The sequence below is a fragment of the Priestia sp. 53B2 genome, assembly GCF_056099005.1.
Map to the genome: position 1 here is coordinate 75,983 of NZ_JBLZXA010000020.1, position 14,737 is coordinate 90,719.

The 14,737-nt window shown below is 38.0% G+C and carries 15 protein-coding genes; 9 read left to right on the forward strand and 6 right to left on the reverse strand.

From position 1 onward, the window contains the following. Window positions 1–190 precede the first annotated feature (190 nt). From mecA to pepF, 4 genes are all read left to right on the forward strand, one after another. Window positions 191–871 (forward strand): adaptor protein MecA, encoded by a 681-nt coding sequence (gene mecA / locus ACN6NE_RS14570; RefSeq protein ID WP_013055427.1) that lies wholly within the window; start codon window positions 191–193, stop codon window positions 869–871. 214 nt (window positions 872–1,085) lie between these two features. Beyond that, window positions 1,086–2,603 carry a cardiolipin synthase gene (cls, locus tag ACN6NE_RS14575; protein ID WP_129706265.1) on the forward strand — a complete coding sequence of 506 codons (1,518 nt, stop codon included), beginning with the start codon at window positions 1,086–1,088 and terminating at the stop codon, window positions 2,601–2,603. A 119-nt stretch (window positions 2,604–2,722) separates the two neighbouring features. Then, a complete protein-coding gene (locus tag ACN6NE_RS14580) occupies window positions 2,723–3,904 on the forward strand; it encodes a competence protein CoiA (RefSeq protein ID WP_474325753.1) in 1,182 nt (393 codons plus the stop codon). Window positions 3,905–4,067: 163 nt separating this feature from the next. Continuing rightward, window positions 4,068–5,885 carry an oligoendopeptidase F gene (pepF, locus tag ACN6NE_RS14585; protein ID WP_474325755.1) on the forward strand — a complete coding sequence of 606 codons (1,818 nt, stop codon included), beginning with the start codon at window positions 4,068–4,070 and terminating at the stop codon, window positions 5,883–5,885. Window positions 5,886–5,916: 31 nt separating this feature from the next. On the opposite strand, the gene ACN6NE_RS14590 is transcribed toward pepF, so the two are convergent. The 5 genes from ACN6NE_RS14590 to ACN6NE_RS14610 all read right to left on the reverse strand — a co-directional run bounded on the left by ACN6NE_RS14590 (window position 5,917) and on the right by ACN6NE_RS14610 (window position 9,250). Beyond that, window positions 5,917–6,096, reverse strand: a complete 180-nt coding sequence (locus tag ACN6NE_RS14590; RefSeq protein ID WP_013055431.1) for a hypothetical protein — start codon at window positions 6,094–6,096, stop codon at window positions 5,917–5,919. A 294-nt stretch (window positions 6,097–6,390) separates the two neighbouring features. Continuing rightward, window positions 6,391–7,242 carry a ClpXP adapter SpxH family protein gene (locus ACN6NE_RS14595; RefSeq protein WP_013081767.1) on the reverse strand — a complete coding sequence of 284 codons (852 nt, stop codon included), beginning with the start codon at window positions 7,240–7,242 and terminating at the stop codon, window positions 6,391–6,393. 26 nt (window positions 7,243–7,268) lie between these two features. Then, the gene (locus ACN6NE_RS14600) at window positions 7,269–7,679 is read right to left on the reverse strand and encodes a globin domain-containing protein (protein ID WP_013055433.1); all 411 of its coding nucleotides are present in this window, start codon (window positions 7,677–7,679) and stop codon (window positions 7,269–7,271) included. 286 nt (window positions 7,680–7,965) lie between these two features. Then, window positions 7,966–8,655: a lytic transglycosylase domain-containing protein gene (locus ACN6NE_RS14605; protein WP_474325756.1), complete on the reverse strand. Its 690-nt coding sequence runs from the start codon at window positions 8,653–8,655 to the stop codon at window positions 7,966–7,968. A 4-nt stretch (window positions 8,656–8,659) separates the two neighbouring features. Continuing rightward, window positions 8,660–9,250: a CYTH domain-containing protein gene (locus ACN6NE_RS14610; protein WP_129706273.1), complete on the reverse strand. Its 591-nt coding sequence runs from the start codon at window positions 9,248–9,250 to the stop codon at window positions 8,660–8,662. A 216-nt stretch (window positions 9,251–9,466) separates the two neighbouring features. Here ACN6NE_RS14610 and ACN6NE_RS14615 point away from each other — a divergent pair, with 216 nt between their 5' ends. The 4 genes from ACN6NE_RS14615 to ACN6NE_RS14630 all read left to right on the forward strand — a co-directional run bounded on the left by ACN6NE_RS14615 (window position 9,467) and on the right by ACN6NE_RS14630 (window position 12,298). After that, window positions 9,467–9,853, forward strand: coding sequence for a UPF0738 family protein (locus tag ACN6NE_RS14615; protein ID WP_013055436.1), 387 nt, complete (start codon window positions 9,467–9,469; stop codon window positions 9,851–9,853). A gap of 27 nt (window positions 9,854–9,880) precedes the next feature. Further along, window positions 9,881–10,516 carry a GTP diphosphokinase gene (gene yjbM, locus ACN6NE_RS14620; protein ID WP_014461566.1) on the forward strand — a complete coding sequence of 212 codons (636 nt, stop codon included), beginning with the start codon at window positions 9,881–9,883 and terminating at the stop codon, window positions 10,514–10,516. A 61-nt stretch (window positions 10,517–10,577) separates the two neighbouring features. Further along, on the forward strand, window positions 10,578–11,375 hold the full coding sequence (locus ACN6NE_RS14625) for an NAD kinase (protein WP_025749877.1): 798 nt from the start codon (window positions 10,578–10,580) through the stop codon (window positions 11,373–11,375). Window positions 11,376–11,389: 14 nt separating this feature from the next. Beyond that, window positions 11,390–12,298 carry an RluA family pseudouridine synthase gene (locus ACN6NE_RS14630; RefSeq protein WP_474325758.1) on the forward strand — a complete coding sequence of 303 codons (909 nt, stop codon included), beginning with the start codon at window positions 11,390–11,392 and terminating at the stop codon, window positions 12,296–12,298. An 18-nt stretch (window positions 12,299–12,316) separates the two neighbouring features. Here ACN6NE_RS14630 and prpE read toward each other — a convergent pair whose 3' ends face one another. After that, window positions 12,317–13,057: a bis(5'-nucleosyl)-tetraphosphatase PrpE gene (gene prpE, locus ACN6NE_RS14635; protein ID WP_025749875.1), complete on the reverse strand. Its 741-nt coding sequence runs from the start codon at window positions 13,055–13,057 to the stop codon at window positions 12,317–12,319. A 177-nt stretch (window positions 13,058–13,234) separates the two neighbouring features. Here prpE and mgtE point away from each other — a divergent pair, with 177 nt between their 5' ends. Continuing rightward, the gene (mgtE, locus tag ACN6NE_RS14640) at window positions 13,235–14,611 is read left to right on the forward strand and encodes a magnesium transporter (protein WP_013081775.1); all 1,377 of its coding nucleotides are present in this window, start codon (window positions 13,235–13,237) and stop codon (window positions 14,609–14,611) included. The last annotated feature ends 126 nt before the right edge of the window (window positions 14,612–14,737 follow it).

Genomic DNA, 14,737 nt, shown 5'->3' on the forward strand with positions numbered 1-14,737 from the left:
ATAAAATAGATATACAAGGTTCACTCAAATAGTGTATGCTTGTATATCCCAAGTTAGAATGCTTTACAAAGTGAGAAAGTACATGTAATATTGCTTTAACACGGGGGTAAAATAGTCCCTTCATCGTTTAGGGGTAATGTTCGAAATGGCCGGATTACCTTCACTGATTTTTCCGAAGGGAGAGATGATAATGGAAATCGAACGCATTAATGAAAACACAGTAAAATTCTTTGTCACTTACGTAGATATTGAAGAACGTGGATTTGATCGCAATGAAATTTGGTTTAGCCGAGAGCGCAGTGAAGAGCTATTCTGGGAGATGATGGACGAAATTCATCAAGAAGAAGAGTTTGTAGCAGAAGGTCCTCTTTGGATTCAAGTACACGCGCTTGAGAAGGGGCTAGAGGTTATTGTAACAAGAGCACAAGTTTCAAAAGACGGTCAAAAGTTCGAAGTACCTGTTGGTGAAAATGATAAAATCGATATCCCTGTAGATGGAAAAATTGAAGCGTTGCTTGATCATCAAGCGAATCAAAATAAAAAAGCTGATTTTGAAGAAGAAATTATAGAAGACGAAGGGCTGCAGTTCGTCGCACGCTTTCAAGACTTAGAACATTTAATTTCCTTAAGTCACCATTTAGAGTTAGATGATATCATCAACAGCATGTACGTGTTTGAAGGGAAATATTATTTATACGTTGAGTTTACAGATGATGAAGACTTTGTAGCTGAAATTGATAACATTTTAAGTATCATTTTAGAATATGCAAATGAATCAAATGTAACAGTTCATCGTTTAATGGAATATGGAAAAGAATTAATCAGTGAAAATGCACTTGAACAAGTAAAGCAGTATTTTCCTTTACGATAATAGCAGCCGATTTCATGTATATGAAATCGGTCTTTGTTTTGCCCTCTTTTTTGGAAATGCTCTCCGCTCATATCGAACAATATAGGTGGAAAAAGCAGGCGGCTGCTTTCTACACGGGAAAGTGTAGTGTCAAAATAACAAGTTTGAGGATAATAACGGTATAGAGACCTGTTGTGAATGATGAAAGATTGGTTTTAGGATAGGTGAAAACAAGTTGAAAAATAGATTACAGCTTTTAATTTTTGTTATTGGTATTATTGCTTTGCTTTATTTTACAAAAGGGTATTGGGACGGTAAATTTATTGGCGTGCTAAGTATCTTAATTACGATTAGTGTTGTTTTCATCGGTCTTGTTATTTCATTAGAAAACCGTCATCCAACTCAAACGCTAACGTGGCTCGTAGTATTAGGCGGTTTCCCGGTAATAGGGTTCTTTTTTTATTTGTTATTTGGACGCAATACGCGAAAACGGCGTTTATTTGCTAAAAAAGCAAAGCTGGATGAACAGGTGCTTTTAAAGATGGAAAGAGATTCCGGTATATTAGAAAATCACTTTGAACAGTTGGGCACCAGTAGAAAGCAAATGCTGAAGCTAGCCGTTAGGCTTGGCAAGAGTCCAATTTCTTTTTCATCAGATACGCGCGCATTGACGAATGGAAAAGAGACGTTTCACGAAATTATGGAATCATTAAAGCATGCAAGGCATCATATCCACTTAGAGTATTACATCGTACGACATGATCACTTAGGAGAACAAATTAAAGATATTTTAATTCAGAAGGTACAAGAAGGAGTTTATGTACGTTTCTTGTATGATGCCGTGGGCAGTTTTCAGCTTTCACCGCATTATATTCACGAGTTAAGAAACGCGGGCGTAGAAATGATTCCGTTCTTGCCGGTCAGACTTCCATTTCTCAATAATAAAATCAACTTCCGTAATCATCGTAAAATTGTAGTCATTGATGGAACAATTGGATTTGTAGGAGGTTTGAACATTGGTGATGAATATCTTGGGAAAAGTCGGCATTTTGGCTTTTGGAGAGATACCCATTTGATGGTGAAGGGTGAGGCAGTACGTTCATTGCAGCTTATTTTCTTGCAAGACTGGTATTATATGACAGGTCAGACGATGCTTACTCAAACGTATCTATCGCCGGATTTAATTGATATTAATATGGAAAAGTGCGGCGGTGTGCAAATGATTGCTGGCGGACCAGACCGTGAGTGGGAAATTATCAAACACTTATTTTTTTCGATGATTACGTCTGCAAAAGAGTCCATTTGGATTGCTTCTCCTTACTTCATACCTGATGAAGATATTTTTACTTCCCTCAAAGTAGCTGCTCTAAGCGGTATAGATGTAAGGCTTCTTGTACCTCAGAAGCCCGATAAAAAAATTGTTTTTCATGCATCACGCTCTTATTTTCCGGAGCTGCTAGAAGCAGGTGTGAAAATTTACGAGTATAAAAAAGGATTTATGCATAGCAAGATTGTGATTGTTGATAGAGAAATTGCCTCTATTGGAACAGCTAACATGGACATGAGAAGCTTTCATTTGAATTTTGAAGTAAATGCTTTTTTATATCGCACAGCTAGTACTCAAAAGCTCGTATATGAATATATGCAAGATTTAGAAGAAACGAGTGAGCTTCACTTTAAAGACTTTGAAAAGCGGCCATTTATACAGCGGCTATTTGAATCAACAGCCCGTTTGCTTTCACCGCTATTATGATCGCTGTAAACCACATTGCGTATGCTGTAATGTGGTTTTTTTCTGAAAGAAAAGGGTTTAGTAGAAAGGTGTCGAATACAAGGATATAGCTCGCTACTATAGGAAGGAGAAATGTACGATTGTTAGTTGCCCAAACAGAAGAAGGCCTCATTTCACTAGCTCAGCGCTTTTCACTTGAACAGCTTAAGCTGTGGAAAAAAGAAAAGCAGTTCTACTGTCCCTCTTGTCAATCCCCTGTACAGTTAAAGGTAGGTACAAAAAAAATCTCTCATTTTGCTCACCTGAAAAAAACGTGCATCGCTCAGCATGAAGGTGAAACAGATTATCATCTCGACGGAAAAAGAAAGCTGTTTCACTGGTTTAGTTCTCATCTTGAAGTCGAGTTAGAAAGTTATCTTCCTGACATCATGCAGCGCCCAGATCTTCTTGTAGATACGCCCTCGCAAAAATATGCAATCGAATTTCAATGTGCTTCCTTATCTTCCTCAGTGCTAACCAAACGTTCTATTCATTATGAGAAAGGAAATTATATGCCCCTTTGGATTATGGGGGCAAAAAGAATGAAGCGCTTATCCACTTATATGTATCAACTTTCTTTTCAAGAGTGGCAGTTTCTTACTCTTTCCGATTATACGCCCACACTTCTTTATTTTTCACCTTCTACTAATCAACTGTTGAAACTTGAACATCTTATTCCTTTTTCATCTCAGATTTGTTATGCACAGCTTGTCGTGCTCTCTCCTCACGAGCATACCTTTCATGATCTTTTTTCTACACATACACAACCTCAATTTTTCTCTTCATGGATAAAGAAAAAGAAGGCATGGAGAACGCATTATGTCCTCTATCCTAATCAGAAGCTTCAGCCTTTTTTACACGCTCTTTATGAAAATAATATTCCTCCCTCCCATATTCCAGCAGAAGCAGGCATGCCGCTGCCTTCTTTATACATGGTTGAAACGTCTGCTACTATATGGCAAACGTGGCTGCTTCTCGATTTAATGCAGCAGAAGCAAGTAGGGGATTTAGTTACAGAAAAAGAGTTATGCCGGCTATGGCTCTACAGAATTCATAAAAGGCATATTGTATTTCGTTCTTTGCCGATGGCCCCTGTTGCTGTGGAACAGCCCCTGTTTGAGTATATAGAGGTATTAGGCCGGCTAGGGATGCTAACGTATATAACTTCTGGGGTATACAAAATCAGAAGGCCCTATACGATTCCAAAGCAAACATCTGATGCTTTTTTAGAGGATGGACAAATGATGAAAAGGTGGTTAAATCAAGCAAAAGAAGTGACATAATCACTGAAAATCAGTACGCTTAAGAAAGAATCCTTTTTTCAAAAGCGTACTGACTTTTGATTAATTCTTTTAAAACAACATACAATAACGAAAGAAATAAAAAGGATTCGCCTTAGAAAAAGCGAACAGTTATAGACAGGTAGAAAAAGATGGAGGGATGACCATGAGTGAACAATCAAAAGTAAAAAAGTTACCAAGTAGAAGCGAGATAAAAGTAGAAGATACGTGGAAACTAGAGGATATTTTTGCTTCAGATGACGCATGGGAAAAAGAATTTGAAGAAGTAAAAGCTCTTATTCCGCAAATGGAAAAATTCAAAGGGAAACTTGGAGAGTCCGCTCAAACTTTATACGACGCTCTTCAAGAGCAAGACGAGCTCACAATGCGCGTTAGTAAACTTTATACATATGCTCATATGCGCTACGATCAAGATACCACTAACTCTTTTTATCAAGGGTTAAATGATCGTATCAAAACACTTTATACCCAAATTGCAAGTGCATTATCGTATGTAACACCAGAAATTTTGTCTATTGAAGAATCAAAAATTAAACAATACATGGCGGAACATAAAGAGCTAAAGTTATATGCTCATGCATTAGATGAAATTACTCGCGAGCGTCCGCACATTTTATCAGAAAGCGAAGAAGCGCTTCTTGCTCAGGCTTCTGAAGTGCTAGGATCTTCAAGCAACACGTTTGGAATGTTAAACAATGCAGATTTAGAATTTCCTTCCATTAAAGATGAAAATGGAGAAGAAGTAGAAATTACGCACGGGCGCTATATTCGTTTCCTAGAAAGCAGCGATCGCCGCGTACGAGAAGAAGCGTTTAAAGCGGTGTACGAAACGTACGGTAAATTTAAAAATACGTTTGCAAGTACATTAAGCGGCACGGTGAAGAAAGATAATTTTAGCGCCCGCGTTCGTCACTATAATTCAGCTCGTCACTCAGCTCTTAGCACAAATAACATTCCAGAAGAAGTATACGATAACTTAGTTAAAACAGTGAACGATAACTTGCATTTATTGCATCGATATATTGATTTACGTAAGAAAGTATTGGGAATTGAAGAACTTCATATGTATGATCTCTATACGCCTTTAGTAAAAGACGTAAAAATGGAAGTAACCTATGAAGAAGCAAAAGATTATATTTTAAAAGGTCTGAAACCACTAGGTGAAGACTACCTTAACGTGTTAAAAGAAGGATTTGAAAACCGTTGGGTAGACGTTCATGAGAACAAAGGCAAGCGAAGCGGTGCTTATTCTTCAGGAACGTACGGCACCAATCCTTATATCTTAATGAACTGGCAGGATAATGTAAATAACTTGTTTACACTAGCCCATGAATTTGGCCATTCTGTACACAGTTATTACACAAGAAAAACGCAGCCATATCCTTACGGAGATTATTCAATCTTTGTGGCAGAAGTAGCTTCAACGTGTAATGAAGCGCTTCTAAACGATTATTTACTAAAAACGATTGATGATGAAAAGCAGCGCTTGTACTTGCTTAACCATTATCTAGAAGGATTCCGCGGTACGGTATTCCGTCAAACGATGTTTGCTGAATTTGAGCACGATGTGCACGTGCGTGCTCAAAACGGAGAGCCGCTTACACCTGAATTATTAACAAAATTATATTATGACTTAAATAAAAAGTATTTTGGAGACAACTTAGTAATTGACGAAGAGATTGGATTAGAATGGGCTCGTATTCCGCATTTCTATTACAATTACTACGTTTATCAATATGCTACAGGGTTCAGTGCAGCAGCGGCATTAAGCAAGCAAATCCTTGAAGAAGGAGATGGAGCTGTTGAGCGCTATGTAGGTTTCTTAAAGTCAGGAAGCTCTGATTATCCAATTGAAGTGTTGAAAAAAGCAGGAGTAGACATGACAACATCTCAGCCTATTGAAGAAGCGCTAGCCGTATTTGAAGAGAAATTAACGGAAATGGAACGTTTATTAAATCAATAAAATTAAAATGAAGCAGGAGCTGTATCCTGCTTCATTTTTTAAATCCTCGAAATTTGTTGTGATTGTTAAGCAATGTAAAAATAATAAGGATAGCTAAAAATAAGAGAGGGCCTGCGATAATGAGAGGAACAAGCTGCATAAGAGATAAAATATAGAATAAAAAAGAAACCAAAAGAATAACAACCCCTAGAGTAATTCCAGCAATTTTCATAGTTAACACCTCTATTAAAAGCATAATTGGTTGTACTATATGAGTGAATCTGGCTGTTTATGAAGTTTTTTTATAAAAAAGTGAATAAAATTGAAAAAAGGGGTTGCCAAAAGTCGACATAATTTGCTATAGTATTAATCGTGAAGTTTATCACAAAACAAACATATACCCCTTTGTTTGACCGTGAAAAATTTCTCCCATCCCCTTGTTGTCTTAAGACAAACGAAAAGACTTGGCGAAAGCCAAGTCTTTTTTGTTTAGTTGATGCTTAGGATAAGCATCAACATTTAATGATTAACAGCTCTTTTCAGTACTTCTCCAAAAGGTTCCGTATTTGACAGGAACTCTCTCAACGACTTGCTGAAGCTGAAGTTTTTTCAATTCTTTTTCAGCCTCTTCTAATGATAAACCATACACAACTGCAACTTCTTTTGAAGCAACAAATTGAAAGTAGCTTAAAAATGAACGAAGAGGCGGAAGACAAGCTGGATCTGGGTCAATTTCTAACATCTCTTTAATGATGTGTACATATGTTTCGTACGAATAGTATCCTGATATCTTAATGCCTTCTTCTTCAACTTTTTCGTTGAAGAACACAAGAGTTGGAATCTCATCGACATCCATTTCCGACGTGATTTTTAAATCACATTGAAAGGCCTTCGCAGCGTAATCTGAATGCAAATCTTTTACAAATTCATCAACATCTAGCCCCACATGTTTTGCACATTGTATTAAGACAGATTCTTCTGTAACATTTTGTTTTTCTAAAAATACTACTTCTTGAAGTCTTCTCAAAAAGCGAATGCCCTGTTTCTTTCCTTGCAGACCGGCCGCTTTAATCGCAATTGATGCAGCGTAAGGAGTATCGATTGGGTTTTCAAGCCACAGATTGCCGTCACATGACATACCGGAGCGGCTTCCAGTTTTCTCCCACGATTTTGCAATATGTTCAAATTTTTGCTGTGCTCCAATATTTAATTGCTGTAAGTTTCCGCCAAGCACATGCTTGAGGGATAACAGCTGACCGTATTCTATTTGTAACTTCTTTAGAATAGGCTCGAGTGCCCAGCATTCCGGGCAAAGAGGGTCAACAAATACATAGATTTCAAGCGGCTTTTTATTTGAACCTTGACAAAGCTGATGCAAGGATGGGTATTGGCTATTTAGATTACTCAATGTGAAAATCCTTTCTCATCTGTCTGTTCCGGTGAATTAATCATGTGTTGGGCAGTTAAAATAAGACGATGATAAAGTTCATCTCTCTCAGGGCCTTCTAAATTAATTTCGTCCATTGCTTCATGCATACACGTCAGCCAGGCTTTGGCTCTTGACGGTGTAATTTCAAAAGGAAGATGCCTAGCTCTCAGCATAGGGTGACCATGCTCTTCAGTGTATAACGAAGGCCCTCCTAAATATTGTGTCAGAAATTGCTTTTGCTTTCGTGCTGTTTCTGTTAAATCATCAGGAAAAATTGGCGCGAGCTCAGGATGTTGTCCAACGCGTGTATAAAAAGCATCAACAAGTTTTGAAATCGTATGTTCACCGCCTAATAATTCGTAAGGGGAGTGGATTTTTTCTCTCATGTTGATAACTCCTTTGTTATAAGAAATATACGTCTTAACTCTTTGGTGTTTTTTACTTTCCTTAATTTTAGCAGTGTCATTTCGTTAACTCAAACTATCCGCTTACTTCTTCTACTGGAAAAGAGATAAAGTGGAATTCTACATAAGAAAAGTCTATGATGCTGTGGCGAATCACTAATTATGAGAAACAAAGGAATACTTTCACAAACGTTTCCTTCTATTTATATAGTGTAACCTCGACAAACTACAGCCATTCCATGTTCGAGTGGCGAATGATTTTGTTCATTTACACAAGATAAGAAGACATAATTTTATTTATATATTTTTGCGTTTCTTGAAAAGGGGGTACTCCGCCGTATCTATCGACATTACCTGGTCCAGCATTATAGGCCGCCAACGCTAATTTCACATTTCCGTTGTATTTATCTAACATTTGTCGAAGATATTTGGCTCCTCCAAATACATTTTGCTTGGAGTCGTACGGATCTTCTACACCAAGAGCTTTAGCGGTTGCTGGCATTAGCTGCATAAGCCCAGCCGCTCCTACAGAACTTTTGGCAGATGGATTAAAGTTTGATTCTTGTTTAATAACAGAACGAATAAGTTTAGGATCCAGCTGGTAGCGTGCAGCTGCTTCTGTAATTATCGTTTGTACATCCTGAGAACTGGCCTTTGCCGTTTCATTTTTTTGTGCAGGTAAGGCAGCATTTGAAGCCGCTGCCTTACTTGAGGAAGAAACAGATGGCTCGGACTGCATTTGAACCGCCGTAGATGGAAACATCTGCGCTGCCTTCAAGTAAAGATTGGTACTCATTTGAGGCTCTTGATTGACGTAGTCTTGAAAAAGCTGAGCAAATACAGAGAGTAAAGTTGTACCAAGCATCACGTTAGCTGTTGGCATCTGGTTGTTAACTGAAAATGGCTGAGTTCCAGGAAATTGAACGGAAGACATGTAATTGTTAATATTCATGCTCATGAATTTATTCTCCATCCATTAACGTATACTTTCGCTTGTAAAATCGTCGAATTTTGTTTTCCGTTGGTTTCTTTTTAATATCAAGCTCCGTAAGCAATTGCTCAAAACATTTTGCTCCTTCATTGGCATCGGTTACTTCGTATTCAAGTTCATAATCCTCAGCACCTAGATAAAAGCTATGATCGAGTACAAGTAACCCGTTTTTATATGGAATTTCTGCTCGACTTGTACGCAAAGTGCCAAAATAAGTTAGCGCATGGCTATCGACTTGTAAATCAGTAATAAGCTGTTGAATTGTTGACGGAATCTTGGCGCTGCCATCTAGCAATTCTTTAGCTTGTTCATTTGTTAAGGCTTCATGTGTTTCTAAAAGACCCTCTTGATGAGGCTGTTTGAGCGTGAGAACGGACTTATCCTTTTTGCTTCGAATTCGCAGGGCAGCCCCGCAGTCTTTTAATGAGAAAGAAGGTGTATCAAAATAGTGGTTTTCTTGAGAAACAAACTGATCTTCAGTTAGTTGAAAGTGTGAGCGGAGACGATCAAACTCTTCTTTCGTTACTATATTTTTAAATTCAATTTCAATTTCTTGTTTCAATGAAATCATCCTTTTAATTTAGGTCTTTTGGTAAGGCACTTTCCATCTTAATTTATCACACTTTTTGAGACAGTCAAACTACATTTCCTAACAGGAATATCCATATGGGGAACTTGGAAAATGAAGAAATACGGATTGTTTAGGTTTTACCTTTATTAAACGTTCCTGGAATGTGTTAAAATAGTAACGAATTGTATAGTTGGAAGGAGTTTATTTATGCACAATCGAATTGACATCACTACCTGTGTGATGAAATCAAATGAATTACATTTAAAAGCAGACCCTATTGAGACGGAAATTGAACAATTGGAAGATACAAAACAAATGCTTGTTGATTCAGATAACATGTCATTTGTATATGTTGTAGATATTAATGATCAATTTATGTATGTTGGCCTTAGTGATAATATTTGGGCAAATTTAAAGCACGTCTTACATAAAGATATGAAAGTATTTTTAGAAATTAATAAGAAAGTAATTGAGCTATCAGCCGTTAAAGAAGAGCTATCTTATCTCATCAGTAACATCGAAGGAAATGTGAATTATGGAGACGAGATGGTAGCACGAGTAGAGGAAGTTTTTTTAGATAAAGAAAATAAGTAATAGAGAGAAAAAAGGGGGGTGTTATTAATGATCAGGCATTGGGATTTATTTTTAGCACCGTATAAACAAGCCGTTGAAGAACTTAAGGTGAAATTAAAGGGAATTCGTTCACAGTATGATATGAAGTCTACGCATTCACCTATTGAATTCGTGACGGGACGAGTAAAGCCTATCGCCAGTATTTTGGATAAAGCGACTCGAAAAGGAATTTCTCTCGATCGCTTAGAGGAAGAGATGCAGGACATTGCGGGACTCCGTATGATGTGTCAATTTACGGACGATATTAAAGCGGTCGTAGAGCTCCTACGTCAGCGAACAGACTTTGAATTGATTGAAGAAAGAGATTATATTCTTCATAAAAAAGAAAGCGGCTATCGTTCATATCATGTGGTCGTATGTTATCCTGTTCAAACAATTAAAGGTGAAAAGAAAATTTTAGTGGAAATTCAAATTCGTACACTGGCTATGAATTTTTGGGCTACAATTGAGCATTCTTTAAATTATAAGTACAGCGGGAAATTTCCTGAGAATATCAAAAAGCGACTTCAGCGTGCTTCTGAAGCGGCTACTCAGCTCGATGAAGAAATGTCTCAAATACGAGGTGAGATTCAAGAAGCTCAGGCTATTTTCTCACGAAAAAAAGAATCGGCGGAAGAATCTTAGGTATGACTCAGCAACAGCTTTGTACATTGGATGGATAGGGGGAGAGAATTAGGTGGAGAAAATAAAATTTGCTATTACATCAAAAGGCAACCAAATATCAAATACGCTTATGCAAAAAATGAAAACGTATTTATTAGATTTTCATTTAGAATATGATGAAAACCAGCCTGATATTGTAGTGTCAGTAGGAGGGGATGGAACGCTTCTCTACGCGTTTCACCGCTATCGAAACCGACTTGACAAGACGGCTTTTATTGGGGTTCATACCGGCCATTTAGGCTTTTACGCAGATTGGACACCTGATGAGATTGAGAAGCTGGTGATTGCTATTGCAAAGACACCCTATCAGACTGTAGAGTATCCACTGCTGGAAGTGATTATTCGCTATACAAACGGTGGACGCGAAGCTCGATACTTAGCTCTGAATGAATGTACAGTAAAAAGTGTAGAAGGTTCTTTAGTGATGGATGTGGAAATTAAAGGGCAGCGATTTGAGACCTTCCGAGGAGACGGCCTTTGCGTATCCACTCCCTCGGGAAGTACAGCTTACAACAAATCCCTTGGAGGCGCGATTTTACATCCTTCGCTTCAAGCTATTCAAATTGCTGAAATGGCTTCTATTAACAATCGAGTGTTCCGTACGATAGGTTCTCCATTGGTTCTTCCTGGACATCATACAGCGCTGTTAAAGCCTGTGAACGACGCAGACTTTCAAATTACCATTGATCATTTAACTCTTTTACATAAAGATGTAAAGTCGATTCAATTTCGGGTAGCAAGCGAAAAAATTCGATTTGCTCGCTTTCGTGCGTTTCCTTTCTGGCAGCGTGTCAGAGACTCTTTTGTATGTGATGATTAAAGGCAGGGAAGAGAATGAAACAAGTTTTTACGTTGAGTTGGACCGTAGATAATTCTTTCGAGGGTGTAGCGGTTCGTGAATTTTTAAAAGAACATGATATTTCCAAAGCTTCTCTGACGGACATTAAGTTCAGAGGAGGAGCAATTGAAGTAAATGGAAAGCATGCAACGGTTCGATATATTCTGCAAAAAGGTGACGAAATCAAGGTGGCGTTTCCACCAGAAAAAGCAAGTGAAAGTCTTCTTCCTAAAGCTATACCTTTGGATATTGTATACGAAGATGAGTATATAGTAGTTTTGAATAAGCAGCCAAACATGCCAAGTATACCTTCTCGAGAACATCTAACGTGGTCACTAAGTAATGCTGTGCTCTATTATTATGAGAAAAATAACATTAACTCGACTGTTCATCTTGTAAATAGGTTGGACCGAGACACATCTGGGCTGCTTATTGTCGCTAAACATAGGCACGTTCATTACTTATTCTCTAAAGCACAAAAAGAACATGAAATTAAACGCGTATACCGAGCTTTTGTTCATGGTAAGCTTGTTGGCAAAGAAACGATAGAGGCACCGATTGGCCGAAAAGAGTCAAGTATCATCGAACGGGAAGTAAGAGAAGATGGGCAGTTTGCTATTACACACTATACGGCGCTGCGTCAGTATTCTTCTTTTACAGAAGTTGCTCTTTCGCTTGAGACGGGGAGAACTCACCAAATTCGTGTTCATATGGCTTATAAAGGATATCCACTGCTTGGAGATACCTTATATGGCGGAACGAATCATCTTATTTCTCGTCAAGCTCTTCACAGCTATGAGCTCACTTTTTTTCATCCTTTTTTACAAAAAACTTTGTCTTTTACAGCACCTTTGCCGCCAGATATGCAGAAACTTCAAATCGTAAAAGAAAGTCGCTTTTTTTAATGAAAAGCGACTTTCTTTTTACACGAAGTGATTAAATTTTTCCTCTACATAAGGCATAGATGAAGGCACCGATATAATATTCCTTTCAGGATACTGAAACGCCGTTAAAGCCCCTCCAAAAACTGCGCCTGTATCAATATTAATGGTATTATGAATTTTTCTGGCTTTTACTACGGGTGTATGCCCATACACGATAAACGGTTTTCCGTTATAATGTTGGGCCCAATCCCGTCGGACAGGCATGCCGTTTAGATGTTTTTCACCCGTAATGTCTCCGTATAGCACAAAGGTTTTTACTTTTTTATCCGTTCTGCCGATGTATTCAGCTTTAAGACCGGCGTGAGCAATAATTAATTGGTTTTGATCAAGCTGCACATATAGAGGTGATTGTTCATAAAGCTCAATGAATTTTTTCTTAATGAATTTCTGTTCTCTTGAAGGTAAAGCTTCGTACTCAGCAACGGTCGTTTCTAACCCATGAGTAATTTGCACTTTGTTACCGCAAAAGAAGCGATATAGCTTATTGCAGTGATTGCCTGGACAGTAGTAAGCTTGCTGATGCTTTATTACAAGTGACCATACGAGCTCAATCACTTTTAGTGAATGAGGTCCTCGGTCTGTTAAATCACCTACAAATCCAAGGCGCCGTCCGTCAGAGTGGACAGGAATCCCGTCTTGCCACTCATACCCAAGTTTTTCTGTTAACGCTTTTAATTCATCATAGCACCCATGGATATCGCCTATTATATCTACTTTCATCTTTTATCCACATCCTTAAAAGGTTTTTCCTTTGACGATATAAAATTACCCTTATATGGAGCAAACTATGTGTAGAACTTATATAATATTGGGAAAAGAGTAAAGAGCTGTGAGTTGAAAAAAAACAAAATTCATCATAAAGTTAAATGAGTTTTGTGCGACAGGGAGGTTGAAGACATGACAGATTCAATTGAAAAAGAAGAAAAGGCATGGTTCGCCGAACATTTATTATCACTTTTAGAAAAAAATGAAATCGATGCATTTCGTGAAGAATTTTTACATATGCATACGTATGACCAAGCTCAATTTTTTGAAGAATTAGATGAGCCTTCTAGATTTGCGCTGTACGAGATGTTATCTCCGGAAGAAATGGCGGATATCTTTGAAAATGTAGAGATACGAGAAGAAGATTATCAAGAAATTCTCTCAGAGATGCATCCCAATTTTGCAGCGGACATGCTGTCGAAAATGTCGGCGGATGATGCCGTTGACGTATTAAATGAATTGGATAAAGAACAAGTGGCGAGCTATTTAACGATTATGGATGAAGAAGCAGCGGATGAAATTAAAGAGCTGCTTCATTACGAGGAATATACCGCTGGAAGTATTATGACGACTGAATTTGTGGCCATTCGTGAAAATCAAACTGTACATTCAGCCATGCACATTCTACGCAGGGAAGCTCCAGAAGCGGAAACGATTTATTATGTATTTGTTATTGATGAACAAAAGCATCTAGCAGGTGTTATTTCTCTTCGTGATTTAATTATAGCAGATGAAGATACGATGATAAGCGAAGTTATGAATGAACGAGTCGTATCCGTGTCAGTAGCAGAAGACCAAGAAGAAGTTGCGCGTATTATGCGCGATTACAACTTTCTTGCGCTTCCAGTTGTTGATTTTCAGCAGCATCTTCTCGGGATTATTACGGTTGATGATGTGATGGATGTTCTTGATGAAGAGGCATCGGATGACTATTCTAAATTAGCCGGTATTAGTGATGTAGATGATACAATTGACCACAATCCTTTAGTAGCGGCCAAAAAGAGGCTGCCTTGGCTTATCATTTTGCTGTTTTTAGGAATGATGACAGCGAGTTTAATTGGACGTTTTGAAGATACGTTGAATCAAGTAGCTATTTTAGCTGTATTTATCCCTTTGATTGGCGGTATGGCCGGTAATACAGGAACACAGGCACTAGCCGTTGCGGTTCGCGGACTGGCGACGGGAGAGATCGAAGAAGAAAGCAAATTTAAGCTGTTAATCCGAGAAGCAGCTACCGGAATGATTACGGGCGCATCATGTGGACTTTTAGTTGTGTTAATTGTTTATATTTGGCAAGGAGATCTTATTTTAGGCGCTTTGGTAGGCGTCTCTGTATTTTCAACATTGATTGTGGCTACCCTAGCAGGAGCGTTTATCCCGCTTCTCATGCACAGGTTCAAAATTGACCCTGCAGTCGCATCAGGACCATTTATTACAACGATCAATGATCTTATCAGTATTTTAATTTACTTCGGTCTAGCGACAACATTTATGAGTTATTTAAAGTAATGAAGGGACTTTAGAATTCGACATGAGTAATCATGTCGGATTTTCATTATCAGTTCATATAGTTGACAGAGAACCTTCAAGCTTTTATGATTAACCTTTAATTTTAGAATACTAATGTCTTCGTTT

Excerpts from the sequence above, each read along its gene's own strand:
- mgtE (WP_013081775.1), top strand. The coding sequence starts at position 13,235 with ATGACAGATTCAATTGAAAAAGAAGAAAAGGCATGGTTCGCCGAACAT.
- ACN6NE_RS14600 (WP_013055433.1), bottom strand. The coding sequence starts at position 7,679 with ATGAGAGAAAAAATCCACTCCCCTTACGAATTATTAGGCGGTGAACAT.
- mecA (WP_013055427.1), top strand. The coding sequence starts at position 191 with ATGGAAATCGAACGCATTAATGAAAACACAGTAAAATTCTTTGTCACT.
- yjbM (WP_014461566.1), top strand. The coding sequence starts at position 9,881 with ATGATCAGGCATTGGGATTTATTTTTAGCACCGTATAAACAAGCCGTT.
- prpE (WP_025749875.1), bottom strand. The coding sequence starts at position 13,057 with ATGAAAGTAGATATAATAGGCGATATCCATGGGTGCTATGATGAATTA.
- ACN6NE_RS14615 (WP_013055436.1), top strand. The coding sequence starts at position 9,467 with ATGCACAATCGAATTGACATCACTACCTGTGTGATGAAATCAAATGAA.
- ACN6NE_RS14590 (WP_013055431.1), bottom strand. The coding sequence starts at position 6,096 with ATGAAAATTGCTGGAATTACTCTAGGGGTTGTTATTCTTTTGGTTTCT.
- ACN6NE_RS14605 (WP_474325756.1), bottom strand. The coding sequence starts at position 8,655 with ATGAGCATGAATATTAACAATTACATGTCTTCCGTTCAATTTCCTGGA.
- ACN6NE_RS14630 (WP_474325758.1), top strand. The coding sequence starts at position 11,390 with ATGAAACAAGTTTTTACGTTGAGTTGGACCGTAGATAATTCTTTCGAG.
- pepF (WP_474325755.1), top strand. The coding sequence starts at position 4,068 with ATGAGTGAACAATCAAAAGTAAAAAAGTTACCAAGTAGAAGCGAGATA.